This is a genomic window from Maricaulis sp. W15, from assembly GCF_001924955.1.
Taxonomy (GTDB): Bacteria; Pseudomonadota; Alphaproteobacteria; order Caulobacterales; family Maricaulaceae; genus Maricaulis; species Maricaulis maris.
Map to the genome: position 1 here is coordinate 176475 of NZ_LQXG01000016.1, position 16491 is coordinate 192965.

At 63.2% G+C, this 16491-nt stretch carries 21 protein-coding genes; 13 read left to right on the forward strand and 8 right to left on the reverse strand.

Translation table 11 applies throughout. The annotated features are described in order from the left end of the window. The first annotated feature begins 6 nt into the window (after nucleotides 1-6). From AWH62_RS08860 to rplS, 11 genes are all read left to right on the forward strand, one after another. Nucleotides 7-1290: a glycosyltransferase gene (locus AWH62_RS08860; RefSeq protein ID WP_158025597.1), complete on the forward strand. Its 1284-nt coding sequence runs from the start codon at nucleotides 7-9 to the stop codon at nucleotides 1288-1290. A 31-nt stretch (nucleotides 1291-1321) separates the two neighbouring features. Continuing rightward, a complete protein-coding gene (locus AWH62_RS08865; RefSeq protein WP_143742992.1) occupies nucleotides 1322-1942 on the forward strand; it encodes a hypothetical protein in 621 nt (206 codons plus the stop codon). Between the two features lie 31 nt (nucleotides 1943-1973). Then, nucleotides 1974-2327, forward strand: coding sequence for a hypothetical protein (locus AWH62_RS08870; RefSeq protein WP_075190119.1), 354 nt, complete (start codon nucleotides 1974-1976; stop codon nucleotides 2325-2327). A gap of 371 nt (nucleotides 2328-2698) precedes the next feature. Next, nucleotides 2699-2890, forward strand: coding sequence for a hypothetical protein (locus AWH62_RS08875; RefSeq protein WP_075190120.1), 192 nt, complete (start codon nucleotides 2699-2701; stop codon nucleotides 2888-2890). Nucleotides 2891-3092: 202 nt separating this feature from the next. Then, nucleotides 3093-4616 (forward strand): signal recognition particle protein, encoded by a 1524-nt coding sequence (gene ffh / locus AWH62_RS08880; protein WP_075190121.1) that lies wholly within the window; start codon nucleotides 3093-3095, stop codon nucleotides 4614-4616. After that, a complete protein-coding gene (locus AWH62_RS08885; RefSeq protein WP_075190122.1) occupies nucleotides 4613-5023 on the forward strand; it encodes a hypothetical protein in 411 nt (136 codons plus the stop codon). Before ffh ends, AWH62_RS08885 begins: the two co-directional genes overlap by 4 nt. A 24-nt stretch (nucleotides 5024-5047) precedes the next feature. Then, complete coding sequence (gene rpsP / locus AWH62_RS17205) at nucleotides 5048-5506, forward strand: 30S ribosomal protein S16 (protein ID WP_075190123.1); 459 nt, start codon at nucleotides 5048-5050, stop codon at nucleotides 5504-5506. Nucleotides 5507-5699: 193 nt separating this feature from the next. Beyond that, the gene (gene rimM, locus AWH62_RS08895) at nucleotides 5700-6245 is read left to right on the forward strand and encodes a ribosome maturation factor RimM (RefSeq protein WP_075190124.1); all 546 of its coding nucleotides are present in this window, start codon (nucleotides 5700-5702) and stop codon (nucleotides 6243-6245) included. Between the two features lie 59 nt (nucleotides 6246-6304). After that, on the forward strand, nucleotides 6305-6991 hold the full coding sequence (locus AWH62_RS08900; protein WP_075190125.1) for a hypothetical protein: 687 nt from the start codon (nucleotides 6305-6307) through the stop codon (nucleotides 6989-6991). Between the two features lie 109 nt (nucleotides 6992-7100). After that, the gene (gene trmD, locus AWH62_RS08905) at nucleotides 7101-7841 is read left to right on the forward strand and encodes a tRNA (guanosine(37)-N1)-methyltransferase TrmD (protein WP_075190126.1); all 741 of its coding nucleotides are present in this window, start codon (nucleotides 7101-7103) and stop codon (nucleotides 7839-7841) included. Further along, nucleotides 7838-8236, forward strand: a complete 399-nt coding sequence (gene rplS, locus AWH62_RS08910; RefSeq protein WP_075190127.1) for a 50S ribosomal protein L19 — start codon at nucleotides 7838-7840, stop codon at nucleotides 8234-8236. The genes trmD and rplS overlap by 4 nt, the downstream gene beginning before the upstream one ends. A 97-nt stretch (nucleotides 8237-8333) precedes the next feature. Here rplS and AWH62_RS08915 read toward each other — a convergent pair whose 3' ends face one another. After that, complete coding sequence (locus AWH62_RS08915) at nucleotides 8334-8732, reverse strand: metallopeptidase family protein (RefSeq protein WP_075190128.1); 399 nt, start codon at nucleotides 8730-8732, stop codon at nucleotides 8334-8336. Between the two features lie 111 nt (nucleotides 8733-8843). Here AWH62_RS08915 and AWH62_RS08920 point away from each other — a divergent pair, with 111 nt between their 5' ends. After that, nucleotides 8844-9323, forward strand: a complete 480-nt coding sequence (locus tag AWH62_RS08920) for an MmcB family DNA repair protein (RefSeq protein WP_075190296.1) — start codon at nucleotides 8844-8846, stop codon at nucleotides 9321-9323. Here the strand turns inward: AWH62_RS08920 and AWH62_RS08925 are convergent. From AWH62_RS08925 to AWH62_RS08950, 6 genes are all read right to left on the reverse strand, one after another. Continuing rightward, nucleotides 9320-10009 carry a DJ-1/PfpI family protein gene (locus AWH62_RS08925; protein ID WP_075190129.1) on the reverse strand — a complete coding sequence of 230 codons (690 nt, stop codon included), beginning with the start codon at nucleotides 10007-10009 and terminating at the stop codon, nucleotides 9320-9322. The two genes, AWH62_RS08920 and AWH62_RS08925, sit on opposite strands and share 4 nt — an antisense overlap. 77 nt (nucleotides 10010-10086) lie before the next feature. After that, entirely contained in the window at nucleotides 10087-10476 is a 390-nt protein-coding gene (locus AWH62_RS08930) for a VOC family protein (protein ID WP_075190130.1), read from the reverse strand. After that, entirely contained in the window at nucleotides 10466-11512 is a 1047-nt protein-coding gene (locus AWH62_RS08935; RefSeq protein ID WP_075190131.1) for a DUF4340 domain-containing protein, read from the reverse strand. Before AWH62_RS08935 ends, AWH62_RS08930 begins: the two co-directional genes overlap by 11 nt. Beyond that, complete coding sequence (locus tag AWH62_RS08940) at nucleotides 11509-13353, reverse strand: GldG family protein (protein WP_075190132.1); 1845 nt, start codon at nucleotides 13351-13353, stop codon at nucleotides 11509-11511. Before AWH62_RS08940 ends, AWH62_RS08935 begins: the two co-directional genes overlap by 4 nt. Then, nucleotides 13350-14090 (reverse strand): ABC transporter permease, encoded by a 741-nt coding sequence (locus AWH62_RS08945; RefSeq protein WP_075190297.1) that lies wholly within the window; start codon nucleotides 14088-14090, stop codon nucleotides 13350-13352. Before AWH62_RS08945 ends, AWH62_RS08940 begins: the two co-directional genes overlap by 4 nt. Beyond that, a complete protein-coding gene (locus tag AWH62_RS08950; RefSeq protein WP_075190133.1) occupies nucleotides 14090-14827 on the reverse strand; it encodes an ABC transporter ATP-binding protein in 738 nt (245 codons plus the stop codon). The genes AWH62_RS08945 and AWH62_RS08950 overlap by 1 nt, the downstream gene beginning before the upstream one ends. Nucleotides 14828-15131: 304 nt before the next feature. On the opposite strand from AWH62_RS08950, the gene AWH62_RS08955 reads away from it, so the two are divergent. Further along, complete coding sequence (locus AWH62_RS08955) at nucleotides 15132-15467, forward strand: DUF2794 domain-containing protein (protein ID WP_075190298.1); 336 nt, start codon at nucleotides 15132-15134, stop codon at nucleotides 15465-15467. Between the two features lie 82 nt (nucleotides 15468-15549). Here AWH62_RS08955 and AWH62_RS08960 read toward each other — a convergent pair whose 3' ends face one another. After that, nucleotides 15550-16314, reverse strand: coding sequence for a Bax inhibitor-1/YccA family protein (locus AWH62_RS08960; protein ID WP_075190134.1), 765 nt, complete (start codon nucleotides 16312-16314; stop codon nucleotides 15550-15552). Nucleotides 16315-16491 lie beyond the last annotated feature (177 nt).

Genomic DNA, 16491 nt, shown 5'->3' on the forward strand with positions numbered 1-16491 from the left:
TTTGTTTTGAAAATCCCTATTCACACCTTCGGCACACGCGGCGACGTCCAACCCTATCTGGCCCTCGGGCTGGAATTGCAGGCCCGCGGACATGCCGTGACGCTCTCGGCGCCACGCGATTTCACGGCGTGGATTGAAAGCTTCGGACTGCCGGCCCGGGCTTTCGACTTCAACATGGGCGATTTCCTTCGCCGGGCCGAGGCGCTGGGAGTGACCCGCAATCCGCTCAAAGCCTACACCCATCGCGCCGAGATGATCGACCCGATGATCGATGCGTGCCTGAAAGAGGCGGTCGAGGGTACGCGAGATGCCGACATGGTCATCGCTCACCCGAAAGCGCTTTTTTCGGCCAGCGGTGCGGAAGCGGTTGGCGCCGGCTTCATCCTCGGCGCACCGCTGCCCATTATCAGCCCGACCCGCTGCTTTCCGATGCCCGGCGTGATGGCCCGCAACCGGGCCCGCTGGCTCAATGCGCTGAGCTGGGCGCCACTGCGACTGGGCATGATGCCCTTCCGCAGAAAGTTCAACGCCCTTCGCAAATCGCTTGGCCTCGCCCCGGTCGGCAATAGCCTCGACTATGGCCGGCATCGCGGCGAACCCTGCCTGCGTCTGACCGCCAACTCCGCCCACATCCTGCGGCGCCCGGATGATTGGGATGATTACAGCGTGCTGACCGGTAACTGGGTCCTGCCGGAAACGTCCCGAACACTGGCACCTGAGATCGAGACCTTTCTCCAGGGTGGCGACCCGCCCGTCTATGTCGGCTTCGGATCCATGGTCACCGGCGACGCGACCCGGCTTGTCACCGCAGCGATCAGCGGACTTCGCAAGGCAGGCCTGCGCGGCATCATTGCCCGCGGCTGGGCCGAACTCCCGGCGACGACCCAAGCGGACATGCTGGTGATCGACGGCGCCCCGCACGACCTTCTTTTTCCGCGCTGTCGCCTGATTGTCCATCACGGCGGTGCTGGCACGACCGCGGCAGCTCTGACGGCCGGCAAGGCCAGCCTGGTCACCCCCTTCATGGTCGACCAGCCCTGGTGGGCAGAGCGACTGCGTGAGGCCGGGCTCGGTCAAAAGGCCTTGCGCCCTGATCACCTGACAGCCGGGCGCTTCGCCCGCGCCCTCAGACGGCTGGCAAAAGACGAGGTCATCACCCGTCGCTGCGCCGCCGTGGGTGAGCAACTCCGCAGCGAGAACGGCGTCGCCCACGCGGCCGATCTGATCGAGCGCGATGCGAAGCGATGGGCCGGATTGGCGAGCGCTGGAAACATGCCGAAATCAGGCTAGGCTGGCAGTCCGCACGGATCGGGGGGTCATCATGAAATCGCAACATCGCATGCTCGAGCTGATCGTGGCCGTGAGCGTCGTCGTCATCTCGCTTGCCTCCCTCTTTGTGGCCGTTTTCCAGGGCATCGTCATGGACCGGACGATGAAGGCCTCGGTGATGCCGGTCATCCAGGTTGATAGCGGCAATATCGATGATGATCGCGAAACCTGGGTGATGACGATCAACGTCAAGAATACCGGTCTCGGCCCGGCCGAGATTCGCTATTTCAACATGTATTGGGACGGCGAGATCATCCGCGACACATCGGCCTTCATGGCCCGTTGCTGTCTTCCTGACGAAATCCCGACCGACGCGCGCATGCCCTACATGTATAATGCCTTCCGGGACGGTCAGCTGAATCTCGTCTTCGACAATGTCCAGCGGCGCTTCCTCGCCCCCCAGGAGGAAATTGGCTACATCGCCTTCGACCGACCGGATGCCGAAACCCAGCCACGCGGCCGGGCGATCTGGGACGCGCTCGACGAAGTACGGCACGCGATGAGCTATGAAGTCTGCTATTGCTCGGTCTTCGAGGATTGCTGGCGGGCCCGATTCCCGGAGCACAGCCGTGAACCGGTTCGGCAGTGTATCGATCCGGCCATCGAGGACTGATCCACCGCCCGCAGCACCGCGTAGCAGAGGCATGATCCCGTCAAAATCCCGTATCGGACCGAACATAACTCGTCTTGTCGCGCTTGTCGGGGCGCTCGGCCTGACCGCGCTGATTGCATGGGCCGTCCAAACTGGTGATTTCGGCGCCGCCGGCGCCTGGCTGACAAGCCACCCCTGGGGCCTGGTCACGCTCGGTGACCTTTATTTCGGCTTTTTGATCGCGGCCTTCTTCATCGCTGGCATCGAGCGGGACTGGCGCTGGAGATTATTCTGGATTCTGCCCCTTCCACTTATCGGCAATGTCTGGGCGGGCCTATGGCTGTGCCTGCGAGCTGGTCGTGTCCGGGATGCGCTGCGCAGCCGGACTGATCGGGACACAAATTAACACCGCCGCGAGTGATCCACTTCCGCTCAGGCCGCGTAGTTGCTCATGCCCCCGAGCGGCGCACGGGTTGTCCCTCCAAAAACCGTGCCCGCTCAACCCGCGTCGGCCCTGTCCGCCTCATATACCCGGCGGGCAGGCCGGCGCCCAGGACCGGCCCGGCGCCCGGCCAGTCATCACCCCTCTTGAACGGGACAAACATGCTCCCATATTCAGGCCACATTCATCCGATACGCCAGAAAGACAGTTTGAGGCGTATTTTGCATGTCTTAACGCTAAACGCGCTTCAAACGCCCACCAGTAGGGGTCCGTTAAGGGACTCGGCGCTGAAATCAACGTGCGTACAAAACCGGGCATTCCGCCCAGAGGACAACATGGCCAAGGCACAATTCGCAATCAGCACGCTCGCCAAGACAGCCCTTCTGTGGCTGACGGCAGCGCTGATCTTTGCGTCCCTGTTCGGCGCCATGCTGTCGGCCCGTCCCGACCGTCCAGGGCTGAGCTTCAGCCAAAGCGATAGCGTCATCATCGCCAGCGATGCCGACACCGTGTCCGAAACGCGCTGAGACGACGGGCGCCGACGCGCACCGGCTTGACTCTTTTCCACACGGCACGTACTAGCCCCGCTTCATCATGCAAGCATCACGCTTGTCTTACCGGCACATCCGCACCAACTGGTCGGGGGAGGTCGGCGAGAACCCTGCTCGGCGAAGGTTTCGCTCAGCGGGGCTGTTTTGCTTTGCTTGATGGCGATGGATTGAGGTTTTGATGTTCGACACACTCACAGAACGACTTGGCGGCGTCTTCGACAAGCTCACCGGGCGCGGTGTGCTGTCGGAGAAGGATGTCGATGCGGCGCTGCGCGAAATCCGCGTCGCCCTGCTCGAGGCCGATGTCGCCCTGGACGTGGTGAAGGCCGCGACCAAGCAGATCCGCGAGCGCGCCATCGGTGAAGACGTGATCCGCGCCGTCTCGCCGGGCCAGCAGGTCATCAAGATCGTCCACGACGCTCTCGTCGACCTCTTGGGCGGCGAAGGCGAGCCGGTCGGCCTGTCGCTCGAGGGCGAGCCGCCGATTGCCATCCTGATGGCCGGTCTGCAAGGCTCCGGCAAAACCACGACCTCGGCCAAGCTGGCCAAACGCATCCAGGAAACGCAGAAGAAAAAGGTCCTGCTGGCCTCGCTCGACACCCGCCGACCGGCGGCGATGGAACAGTTGCAGCAGCTGGCCAGCCAGATCGACGTCGCCTTCCTGCCGATCGTCGCAAACCAGCGCGCCGTCGACATCGCAAAACGCGCCATGAATGCCGGCCGCCTGCAGGGCTTTGACGTCGTCATCTTGGATACCGCCGGTCGCACCTCGATCGATGAAGACATGATGGCCGAGGCGCATGACATCGCCCGCGTCACCAATCCGCGCGAGACCCTGCTGGTGGCCGATGCACTGACCGGTCAGGACGCCGTCGAGACCGCCCGCCGCTTCCATGACCGCCTGCCACTGACCGGCCTAGTCCTGACCCGGATGGACGGTGACGGCCGGGGCGGCGCTGCGCTGTCGATGCGCCACGTCACCGGCCTGCCTATCAAATTTCTCGGTGTGTCGGAAAAGCCCGATGGGCTGGATGCCTTCGACGCCAAGCGCGTCGCCGGGCGCATCCTCGGCCGCGGCGACATCATCTCGCTGGTCGAAAAAGCCGCGCAGAATGTCGATGAGGAAAAAGCCGCCCGCATGGCCAGGAAGATGGCCAAGGGCAAGTTTGATCTCGACGATTTGCGCGAGCAGTTCGGCCAGCTCAAGACCATGGGCGGTCTTGGCGGGATCATGGGCATGCTGCCGGGCATGAACAAGAAAATGCAGGCCCAGGCGGCGGCCGCCGGCATGGACGACAAGATGCTGACCCGCCAGGAAGCCATCATCCAGTCGATGACGCGCCAGGAACGCGCCAAGCCGGAAATCCTCAAGGCCAGCCGCAAGAAGCGGATCGCCGCCGGCTCGGGCGTCCAGGTCGCCGACGTCAACAAGCTGATCAAGATGCACCGTCAGATGGCTGACATGATGAAAAAGGCCTCCAAGGGTGGCCGCGGCGGTCTCGCCGGCATGATGGGCGGTATGGGCGGCGGCATGCCTCCGGGCATGGGCGGCCAGATGGGCGGCATGAACCCCGCCGATATGGGCCGCGCCACCCAGGACCTGCTCGGCGGCAAGGCCCCGTCCGGCACGCAACTGCCCGGTCTGGGTGGGCCCACTTCGGGCGGTGGCCTGCCTGGTTTGCCGGGAACGAAGAAGCCATGATCTCCGTTATTACATCGGCGCTCGCTCCGCTGGTTACTGTGATGCCGCAACACGACCTGCCGGTTACGGCGCTGCTGAATGGGCATCACGAATGCCGGGCGAGCTACCAGCTTCGCCCGAATGAACGTGGCGACACCCTGCTGCCCCGATACATTCACGTCACTTGCGAGTCTGACTTTGAAATGGACCGTGTGCGCCCCGACTTGCGGGAGCAGGCGGGAGAATTGCTGATAAACGAGGCAGAGGGCGCGGCTCGTTTGTCGATCGCTCGCTGGCGACACCGCCTCGAAGACGATCAGGACGAGTGCTTCCACGTGACACTGCGCTTCCCGAACCCATCCAACACACCCGCATGGGCTGAAGAGCCCAATCTACTCCCGTGCGGGCGTTTGATTATCGACGAATAAATCTTGACCTGAAGGACTAGAACTATGTCTCTGAAAATCCGTCTCGCCCGTGGTGGCGCCAAGAAGCGTCCCTACTACCGCATCGTCGTTGCCGACAGCCGTTCGCCGCGTGATGGCCGTTTCATCGAAAAGATCGGCTCCTACAATCCGATGCTCCCGAAAGATGGTCAGCGCGTCGAGCTGGACATGGAAAAAGTGAAGGCCTGGCTGGCCAAGGGCGCCAAGCCGACCGACCGCGTGGGCCGTTTCATCCACCAGATCGAGGCTGACGCCTGGAAGTGGGAAGCCGGCAACAACCCGCAAAAGGCCGAGCCGGGCCAGAAAGCCAAGGAACTCGCTGCCGAGAAGGCCGAGAAGGAAGCCGAACGCAAGGCTGCCGCCGAGGAAGCCAAGGCCGCTGCCGAAGCGCCTGCTGCTGAAGAAGCCCCGGCCGAAGAGGCCCCGGCCGCTGAAGCTGCTGCCGAAGAAGAAAAGTCCGAGTAGGACGGTTTTTTCTGCCTGGATGAGCGGGGGAATGGGTGCCCGAATTCGCGGCACCGGGATTTCCCCCGCTCCCTGACCCTCTCCCCAGGGAGAGGGAGAACAATACCTGTGATGTCACACCCGACTTCCCTCCCCCCGGGGGGAGGGATCGAGGGAGAGGGGGAATCCACCTCCCTTTGAAAGCTAGGCTGCCATGACAACGCCCGCCGACGATCTCGTCTTCATTGCCGCCCTTGCCGGCGCTCATGGCGTGAAGGGCGAATGCAAGGCCAAGAGCTTTGCCGGCAACCCGGCCGACGCCTTCACCTATGGCCAATTCCTCGACGCCGACGGCAAGCCTTTCCTGACTCCGAAATCAGCGCGTCCGGTGAAGGACGGCTTCATCGTCCGCTTCGCCGAACCGCTCGGTCGAGACCAGGCCCAGGCGCTCAAGGGCACGCGCCTCTATATCCCACGCGCGGCCCTGCCAGCGCTCGAGGATGATGAATTCTACCATGCCGACCTGCTCGGCCTGAAAGTCCAGTCGCTCGACGGCAGCCCGATGGGCACGCTGAAGGCAGTTCATGATTTCGGCTCCGGCGACCTGCTGGAAATCACCGGCACGCCCGACCGAAACGGCAGCTGGATGCTCCCCTTCACGCGCGACTTCGTCCCGCATGTCTCGATTGCCGACGGTGTGGTGACGATCGATCCGCCGGAAGATATCGGCTCGAAGGCTGAGGAAGAGGCGGGAGAGTAGGCGCGCAGCAAGCCCGGCAGGTCTTGAATCCGTCTCATTGCAGTGGCTTTATCGGGCATATGACCCGCAAGATTCAGCGTTTCAGCGTTTCATTCGCCTTTGTCGGTCTTTTGGCTGTCCTCTCACTTTTTCCCAGCGCCGTCGCACAAGACGGACCGGGTCGAGTGTGGGCCTGTCAATTGCTCTCAGACCTTGGTCGGATGTCCAATGAAGCAGACGGCCAAACGGTCTACGCCCGGGAGTACGCTCGGAATAACGGCTTTTACTGGGCGAGTTATGATGAGTTTCAGGCTCACCTGAATCAAGATGGCGCTGATGAATGGCGCAATGATGAATGGGGCGATGCGTTGCGGGCATTTCCACCGCATATGCTCCAGGAACTTTGGGATTCTTGGAATGAAGGCGGCTTGGCGGACTGCGCGCAGCGCTTCGAAGCGCATTGGGGGAACGCGTCTGAATTTCGCCAGCAGGAAGCAGTTGCCATCCGGGACATCGCTCGCAGAGGCCTGCTCAGTCCGGGACACCCTGACTATATTCCAGATGTCCACTACGGTGCCTGTGGGATTTCCGCACCGGGATTGCCCGTCAATAGGTTGATCGAAATGTCTCGGCCTGTGTTTGACGAGTTCGGACAGAAGGCCATCTTCATCGAAAGCACACGGCGCGCCCGCGACGTTGTTTCGATTTTCGCCTTTCGGAATGGACATTGGGAGCGGGTCACCTCACTCCACTGGACCATTTGCTGACAGCGAGGCTCTGCCCTTTGTCTAGTGTGCTGCCAACGCTGCGCCAGATCCCCAGCGGAGGCGCCGATGCGCTGGCACCTCGCCCCCATCCCTGCTACACCCGCGCGCCATGACTGACGCCACCAGCCCTTCCCTGCCTTGGACCGCGACCGCGCTCACCCTGTTCCCGGATGCCTTTCCGGGACCGCTGGGTGTTTCGCTGATTGCAACAGCTGCGAATCATGGGTTGTGGGCGCTTGAAACTGTGGACATCCGGGATTTTTCCCGTCATAAGCACCGCTCCGTGGACGACACCCCTGCTGGCGGAGGCGCCGGTATGGTGCTCAGGCCGGATGTCGCGACGGAGGCGATTGATGCGGTGCAGTCTCGCTGGCAAGGCGGGAAACGACCGTTGATCTATTTGACGCCGCGCGGAAAACCGCTGACCCAGTCCCGGGTTCGGGAATGGGCGACGGGTCCGGGCGTTGTCGTGTTTTGCGGACGCTTCGAAGGCCTCGACCAGAGGGTGATCGAAAGCCGTGAAATGGAAGAGGTCAGTGTTGGCGATGCCGTGCTGGCCGGGGGCGAAGCGCCCGCGCAGGTTCTCATCGAGGCCTGTGTGAGACTTCTCCCCGGCGTGCTGGGCGACCCGATGTCGGCCGAGGATGAGAGTTTCGAGGGTGATCTCCTCGAATATCCTCACTACACGCGACCGCGCGTGTTTGAGGATCGGGAGATCCCGGAGGTCCTGTTGTCGGGGCATCATGGCCGCATCGCGGCGTGGCGCCGGGAACAGGCAGAGAAAATTACGAAGGCGCGTCGCCCCGACCTCTGGACGAGGTACAAGGCCCGCAAGGAGAATGCACGATGAACATGATCGAGCAGCTTGAACAAGAAGAAGCCGCCCGCGTCCTGGGTGACAAGGAAATTCCGGATTTCAGCGCCGGCGATACGCTGCGCGTCCATGTTCGCATCAAGGAAGGCGAACGTGAGCGGATCCAGGTCTATGAAGGCGTCTGCATCGCCCGCAATGGCGGTGGCCTGAACGAGAGCTACACCGTTCGCAAGATCTCCTTCGGTGAAGGCGTCGAACGGGTCTTCCCGCTCTACTCGCCGAATGTCGAGCAGATCGAGATCAAGCGTAAGGGCAAGGTCCGCCGCGCGAAGCTGTATTACCTGCGCGATCGTCGCGGCAAGTCGGCCCGTATCGCCGAACGCGTCTCCGGTCGTGGCATCGAAAAGCGCGAGCCGAAGAAGAAGGGCTAGTCCCTCTCTCCTTTCGCGATTGCGACACGAAAACCCCGTCAGCTTGGCTGGCGGGGTTTTTTGTGTGTTCGCGTGGCAGGACCCGTCCGGCCTGATGCTACGCCTCGTCCTCAATCCGGTGCATGTCATCGTCCGACAGCCCGAAATGATGGCCGATTTCATGCACCAGAACATGGGTCACCAGCTCACCGAGCGGAATCTCGCCGTGATCGGCCCATTCGTCGAGGATCGGCCGCCGGTACAGGATGACGCGATCCGGTTCGGGCGACGGATTGGCCACCGATTTTTGCGACAGATCGACACCGATATAGACGCCGGTGAGCTCGAATGGGTCATCCAGACCGACCGCCGCGAGGGTTTCTGCGTCAGCGAAGTCGGCGACAAAGATCTCCAGTCCTGCGCACAAGTGACGCATCTCCGCAGGCAGTGTCTCGAATGCGCTCGCAGCGAGCGCTTCAAAATCCTCGATCGACGGTGCCGTTTGGTGCTTGGGCATGAGCTCTCCAGCCTGTCTTGACGGCACAGTGTGGCGGAGCGCGGGAGCACTGGAAACCGGACATTCAGTCCTGGACTTGCGGCCGGAACATATATGGAACAAACTGACGTCATGAGCCTTGATGATACCGCCTCCGCCGCCAATCCCCGGATTGACGACGCCCAAGCGCTGATGCGCGGAGCGGCGCGTCTGCTCTGGCATATGGGGTTCAGCGCCATTCCCGAATTCATCCTGCCGGACGGGCGTCGGGCCGATCTGGCGGCGCTCGGGCGCAAGGGCGAGATCATCATTGTCGAGATCAAGTCCGGCATTGCCGACTTTCGCGCCGACAGCAAATGGACGAACTATGCCGGCTATTGCGACCGGCTGTACTTCGCCGTGTCGGAACGTTTTCCGCGCGACGTCATCCCTGACGATGCCGGGCTGATCATTGCTGACGGGTTTGGCGGCGCGATCATCCGGGAAAGCCCGGTGCTCACACTGGCGCCGGCCCGCCGCAAGGCGTTGACGCTGCGCTTCGCCCGCGCCGCCGCCGACCGTTTGATGCGGGTCGGAGAACCCGGTACCGACACCAGCCCTGCATCGGCTTAGGCATCAGCCGTGTCGGCAACCCGGTCGACGACTTGTAGGAAAGCCTCCCAGCGCGGTGCGAAACGGCTCTCGACGGCGTCCAGAACGGGCGCAGATGCTTTTTCCGGCGTCCCGCTGTCAACCGGCGGATGCGGGTCGTATTCCAGTCCCAGCTGAACCGCCTGGGCGACCCCGTCGCCATAGAGCTCCTTGACGATGGTCAGGGCGAAATCAATGCCGGCGGTGACACCGCCGCCGGTGAACAGATTACCGTCCCGGACAACGCGCTCCCGGACCGGTTCGGCGCCAAAGCGCGACAGGGCGGAATGATAGCGCCAATGCGTCGTCGCCTTGCGACCTGCCAGCAGACCGGCGGCGCCCAGCACGAAGGTACCGGTGCACACCGAGGTGATGAATTGCGCGCCTTCGGCCTGGCGGCGCAGGAAGGCCAGCGTCGCGGCATCTTCCATCGCCGCATCGACACCCCACCCGCCCGGCACACAAATCAGGTCGAGCTGCGGGCAGTCCTGGAATGACGTATCGGCGAGGATGAAGGGGCCACAATCGGTCCGAACCGGGCCGGCCGCCCGGGCGACCAGATGGACCTTTGCGCCGGGTATCCGGGTCAGGACCTGAAGCGGGCCGGTGAAGTCGAGTTGGGTGAGATCGTCGAACAGCAAAAATCCGATATGGCGCAATGTGGTCATGTCTGTCTCCGGTTCCAGCCCGCAAACACTAGAACCCGGCCCGCAGCGAGAACATGACAAAGGCCGATCAAATCCGGTCAGCGCGTCCCGGTATCATGCGGCTTGACGCGCCAGGGCGGGTCGATGCGGTTCTCACCGGCATGATAGAGCTTGATCTTGTGGCCGTCCGGATCGAGCAGGATGGCCTCGCGCCACAGCCAGCTTTCATCGCGCGGCTCGGTCTCGAAGACAAAGCCCGCAGCTTGCAGCCGCGCGACGGTTGCATCGACATCATCTGATTCCAGATAGATGACCGCACCGGGTTGGACCGGCGCTTCGACATGAAGCGAAAAAGTCGTCTCGCCCTCCGGCGCCAGGAAACGGCAATAATGCGGACTATCAACCAGCAGCCGAAAACCGAGCCGCTCATAAAATGCTTTTGACCGGGCGATCTCGCGCACCGGGATGGTGATCTGGTTAAGGCGCATCTTCGGTCTCCGCGCGCGGGTCGGCGATGCGGTCAAGCGGCCGGATCAAACGGTCAACCGTGAGGTCGGACAAAAGATAGGCCCAGCCCTCGACACGGGCATTGATTGCCGCCGCCTCGGTCTCGGCGTCATCGGTAATGGCCGAAGCCGTGATCAGTGCCCAGCGCGTCGCGCCAAGCGCCTTCACATCAATCCGGACCCGAAGCCCGGAAAAGGTCTCGGCGGTGTGGACGGCGACGAACTCACCGCCCAACCGGTCTGCACGGCGCACCTCACGAAAGCGGACCCGTCCCAGTGCCGCAGCCGGACCATTGCCGGCGGCCGCCGTGATCATCTGCCAGCCGCCGGGCTGTCGCAGTGAGAAATTTCGCGCCGAGGCCGCGGCGCGCTCAAGCCGGTAGGCCGGACCGGCTTCCGGTTGGACATCGGCCCGGGCAATCTCGTTGAGGCCCAGCTCCAGAAAGTCGAGATCAAGCCACGCGTCGGCCGGCAACATGTCCGGCCGCACCACGGCACCATCGCCGAGCCGCGCCGCATAGGCGCGGTTGCGACCGGGCTGGCGTACATAAACCCGCTCTCCCCGGGTCTCGCCGAGGAGGATTTCAGCCAGCATCGCGCCATCCGCACCGCGGACGCTGATCTGGGTACCGCCGTTTTCCTGGCCGGGTTCAGCGAGGCCGATCCGCGCCAGGCGGGCGGGATTGGCCGTGCGCGCGCCCTCATAGGTCAGGGCTGCCAGATAGGCGTCAAGTTCAGCCAAACGCTCCGGGCGAACCGGATAGCCATCACGGCTTGGCATGCGCCAGACCCCCTCGACCTGTTCAACGCTGAAGCGCTCGCTGCCATGGATCTCGATCTCCCGCGCCGACACCACGGCGCTCGACCAGCTTGGCAGGACCGGTCCGCTGACATCAGGCCGCCAGGTTTCCCGGGCATCCATTACAGCCGCGGCAATGGCAAGGCCCGTCACGACCACAGCAGCGCTGGCGGCGATGACAAGCTGGGTGCGGCGGCGCTGGTCGGTTCGAACGCTCATGTGCGCCTCCGGCGGCGGCGAACGATCGAGCCGACAATGCCAAACAGGATGACCAGGGCCGGCGGCACACCGATCGTCCAGAACTGGAGGTCTGCGTTGAGTGCATCGATATCCCGACGGAAATCGCGTTCGATCGCCCGTAACTCGGCGCGGGTCTGCAGGATTTCGGCGCGAAGCCGCATGGCTTCCTCACGATCACTGGCCCGTGACGACGCCAGCAGGGCAGATGCTTGCCCGCTGCCCAACAAACGGTCGAGCCGCGCTTCCGCGTCCGCGATCTGGGTTTCAAGCGCGTCTTGGGCCGCGACATAGCGCGCCTCGGCATCGGCGCGAAGGCGTTCGACGCGGGTCATCGGGCGCAAAGACGGCGTCCGCGACCGCAGGCTGACTAGCGCCGGATCACCGGCCGCCATGTCGATCAGATTGAGCGCCAAGGTCAGATTGTCGGCGACAAAACTTGTCCCCGTTCCAGGGTCGGTGCGGACGTAGAAACTGTCATCCAGCCAATCGGCGTCGGCGACGATGGCGATGTCGACCGGCCCGTCGGACAGCTCGCGATGATCAGCCGGATCGAAGGCGATTTCGCCGGCCGGAGGACCGGCCGGAAAGGCCGTTTCAATCATGCCGGTCACGCGCACCGCGAGAACGGGCGGGCTGGAGGCGGGCATATAGTCCCGCAACAAGGCGTCCGGTCCCGGCGCGCCGGCGGCGATGTCGGCATCAAGCACAGCGCCTTCCGGTGAGGTCGCAAGCAAGGGCGTGATTTGCCCGTCGGCAAGGCCACCGATTTCCAGCCAGCCGGGGGAGCCAAAATTCAGACCCAGATCGAGCGTCGCCGTTGCCAGATCAGTCTGACTGATCTCACTTTGGCCTAGGGCGAACCAGAGCGGATAGGCACGACGGCGGGCACGGCCATCGCTTTCAACAATCTCGACCGGCAGGCCGAGTTGGCGATCCATGGCGACACTCTCGCGATCATAGCCAAGGCCCCAGCGTGTCAATAACGGGCCGAGATCGGACGCCCGCCTGGCATTGAGCGGCGGCAGACCGTCGGCGCCCGGGCGCAGGGCCATGTGGGCGAGCGGGTCAATGAAGGCTACCACCCGGCCGCGTGACAGGGCGAACTGATCGATGAGATAGGTCTGGCCTTCGCTGAGCGTGCCCGGATGCAGGATCAGCAAGGCGCTGGCGTCGGGGATGGTCTCGAAATCGCGACCCAGCCAGACCAATTCATAGGCGGCATTCAGCTCGGTGATGAAGGTGTTGGGGGCGCCGTCATCGGGGCTGAGTGGCAGGCTTGTGAGCACCGCCAGGCGTGGCCGTGCCGGGCGTTCGATATCGGCGATCAGACGGGTCAGATCGTATTCAAGGCGGGCTTCGGCTTCTTCACGGAAGAGCGGAACAACAGCCTGATCATCGACCGAGTTGCGGGCCACCAGGCCGAAGAACAAGCGGTCACCACCATCGGTCGGCATCGGCGTCAACCCGGCCTCGAGCGCCGCATCTTCGTCCGGCGAAAAGGGTTCCGGGTCGATTTCATTGAGCCGTATCCGGCCACCGGACCGGTCGGCATAGCTGGCCAGGAATTCGCGAACCCGGGTCGCATAAGCCCGAATGGCCGGATACTGCGCCGCCTCGGCCCGGGAATAATAGAAGTGCCACTCAACCGGCTCATCAAGACGGTCCATCACCGCCAGCGAACCCTCCGACAGGCGATAGAGGCCGTCCTGGGTGAGATCGAGCCGGGCACCACTGAACCAGCGTCCCGCCAGGTCATTGCCGGCCAGGAAGACCAGGACCAGGCTGACCAGCATCAGGGGCAGGAAGAGCGGGCGTTTCATCGTCCACCTCCGCGCCGTTCCGCGATCAGCACGCCGGCCACCGTCAGGGCCGTGACAATCAGACCGACGAAATAGACGAGGTTGGGCAGGCCGATCACGCCATGACGGAAAGCGCTGTAATGCTCCAGCGCGCTCAGCCCGGCGACGAATTCGGACAGGACAGCGGGCGCATTCTCGCCCAGCGCTGACAGCACGAAGGGCAGTCCGGCCATGGTCAGCAGGAAAGCCGCACCGGTGCCCAGGACAAAGGCGACAACCTGGTTTGAGGTGGTCGCCGACAGCGCCTGGCCAACTGCCAGATAGGCGCCAGCCATCAGCCAGGCACCCAGATAGCCCGTCGCGATGGCGGCATTGTCGGGCGCGCCCAGATAGTTGACGGCGATCCACATCGGGAAGGTGAGGCCGAGCGCGATGGCCGCCATCGTCCAGGCCGCGAGAAACTTGCCGCCGGTCGAAGCCCAGAGCGGAATCGGCAGCGCCATCAGGAATTCCAAGGTGCCGCGATCACGTTCCTCGGCCCAGGCGCGCATCGCCAATGCCGGCATCAGAACGACAAACAGCCAGGGCAGATAATCGAACATCGGCGCCAGATCGGCCCGGTTGGTGTCGAAGAAGCGGCCGATGTGAAAGGCAAAGGCCGGTGCACAAAAGGCAAAGACCGCCAGGAAAACATAGGCCAGCGGAGTCTGGAAATAGGCCGTGAGTTCGCGCCGATAGACGGCATGCAGGGTATGGATCACGCCGCCACCCCCTTGCCCGTCGACGCCCCGGTGAGGGCCCGGAAGGCACCCTCAACCGTATCGTCCGGCCCGGATGCTGCCAAGGCGTTCGGCGTGCCGTCGAACAGGACTTGGCCACGATCAATCACGATGGCGCGTGAACACACCGCCGGGACTTCCTCGAGGATATGGGTGGAGATGATGATGGCTTTTTCCGGAGCCATGTCCCGGATCAGCTGGCGCACGCCGTCCTTCTGGTTCGGATCAAGCCCGTCGGTCGGCTCGTCGAGGATCAGGACGGCCGGGTCATGGGCAATCGCAGCGGCCAGGGCGGCGCGGCGCTTGTAACCCTTGGAGAGGGTGCCGATCGGCTGACTGGCCATCTCGCCGAGATTGGCCCGTTCCAGCGCCAGATCCGTGGCGCGGCTGAGCGCACCGCCGGTGAAGCCGCGCGCCCGCAGGCCGAACATCACGAAGCCTCGCGGTGTCATCGCCGGGTAGGACGGTGCGCCTTCAGGCAGATAACCCAGCCGGGCCTGGGCCTCGAGGCGCGCGGTTGAACAGTCGAAACCGGCAATCGCGGCTTGGCCGCCATCGGGTTCCAGACCACCGGCGAGCATGCGCATGGTGGTCGTTTTCCCGGCACCATTGGGGCCGAGAAAGCCGAGCACTTCGCCGCGCTCGAGGGTGAAGCTCACACCATCGACGGCACGAAAGGACCCGAAATCCTTGATGAGTTGATCGGCAACCAGCATGGTTCGCAGAGCTCATGATCTGACGGGACTAGCGTTAGCGCGACGCGCCGCGCTTGGCCAGAGGCAAGGCAAGTTGTCCATTTCATGAGGGGAATTTGGGTGTCGACCGGACCGCAGCCTCTTGACCCGGGGGGCTGGGGGGGCTGTCTAAAACCAGGCTGGGAGGCATTGTTGCGACCGGCCGACAGGTGAGACGGTGGTGGGACCGTATGGCGGCAACGCGCCCAGAATGTGGCGACTTTGCGGCAGCGCGTGAAATGTTTGTAAGCTGAATGAACCGATTCAACCGGTGGGAGAAAAGTCCGTGCAATCCCTGTCGCCCTCCGCGAAACGCAAGCCGGAACCGGTCATGTGGACCCGGCGCGAGCTCGACACGATCCTGCGCGTCTATGGCCGTTTCGTCGCCCAGGGCGAATGGAAGGACTACGCCATTGACGGGCTGAGAACCGAAGCCGTCTTCTCGATCTTCCGCCGCCACAGCGAAATGCCGATGTATTCAGTGATCAAGACCCCGGCCGACGCCAATCGCCAGGGTCAGTTCAAAGTCGTCGCCATGGGCGGACAGATTCTCAAACGCGGGCACGACCTCACCCAGGTGATGTCCGTGTTCGACAAGAAGAAATTCCAGGTCATCGACTAAGTCCCGATCTGCCGCGGGCGGGCAAAGAAAAACCCCGGAGCCGACGCTCCGGGGTTTCTTGAGTCTGTCTGAAACAGGCGCGCTATTCGCGACTTCCGAGCAGGGACAGGATGATCTGGAACATGTTCACGAAGGCGATGTAGAGATTCAGCGCGCCCATATTGGTCATGACGGCCATCGAACGCTGGTCGCCAGCGATCTGGTAGTAGGTCACCTTCAGCGCTTGGGTCTGCCAAGCCACGACGCCCGCCATCAACAGCAGGACGGCGAATTGCAGCAGCAACTCAAGCATGCCGGACTGGAAGAAGAAAGCGTTCAACAGGCCCAGCGCCAGGGCACCGAATACCGCCATGAACAGGAAGTTCTGCATCGGCATCAGATTGCGCTTGGTGGTGTAGCCAAACACGGACAAGGCCAGGAAAGAGCCCGCCGTGATCACGAAGGCTTGGGCAATTGTACCGAAATCAACCGACAAGCTGCCGCCGGTAGCGGTCTGAACCGTCGCGTTGTTGCTCGCGAGCATAACCCAAAAGCTCAGGCTGGCTCCAATAAGGACCACGATGGCCCAGTACAAGATCGCACTACCCGTTGGCGACGGATTACGCATGAAGAACATCGAACCGATCAGCAGGACGAGCGGACCCCACATGATAATCGAATAAATCGGTTGCGATTGCACCAGATTGGTCAGCGGCGGAAAGGTTCCGACGGCATAGGCAATGGCGGCCGACAGCAGCAGGCCAAGCCCCATCTTGTTGTAGACACCGAGCATGAAGCTGCGCAGGCCGGCATCCACCGACATGTCCAGCGAGCCGGCGCCGGAATAAGTGCGGGAAAAATCGTTCATTGTGGACGTCTCTCTTGTCTACACGCGCCAAACGAAGGCGCTTTGCAGGGAGTATATCATGTCCCTACCGGGGGAAGGCAAGTTTCCACCGAAGAGGCAAGGGGGGACTGGACGGATGCGAATCCCGTACCTTGGTCCGCATTGCCATGGCCGGTGAAATCGCCCTAGTTGGGGCCG